Genomic DNA, 396 nt, shown 5'->3' with positions numbered 1-396 from the left:
ACGACGCCCGAGGAGTCCAAGACCTCCCCCGTGGTCGTCACGCGCGCACCGTAGATATCCAGGGACGAGCGAGCGTCCTGCCAGGCCACGTAGAAGTCCGTGCCATTGAAGGCCACCGACGGGCGGGTCTGGCCGTTGTAGATGGTGGAGATGGCGAACCCGGAAGCGTCCACCACCGCGCCTGTGCTCGTCACCCGCGCGCCGAAGATGTCGCCCGCATCATTGAGGCGCGCGTCCTCCCAGACGATGAGGTAGTCCGTCCCGTTGGAGGCCACCGACGGCGTTTCCTGCGACTGGCTCTCCGTGGAGATGGCGAACGCGGAAGCGTCCAGCACCACGCCCGCGCTCGTCACCCGTGCGCCGAAGATGTCGCCCGCCGACTCGAGGCGGGCATCC

1 pseudogene is annotated in these 396 nt (G+C 68.2%); it reads right to left on the bottom strand.

Annotation, left to right across the window (positions count from 1 at the left end):
• Positions 1–396 (bottom strand): annotated as a pseudogene (locus HUA74_RS45055) (hypothetical protein); the annotation flags it as partial.

Source organism: Myxococcus sp. CA051A, assembly GCF_013336705.1.
Lineage (GTDB): Bacteria > Myxococcota > Myxococcia > Myxococcales > Myxococcaceae > Myxococcus > Myxococcus llanfairpwllgwyngyllgogerychwyrndrobwllllantysiliogogogochensis.
Note: the sequence above shows the minus strand (reverse complement) of the source record. Positions and strands in the feature narration are given on the sequence as shown.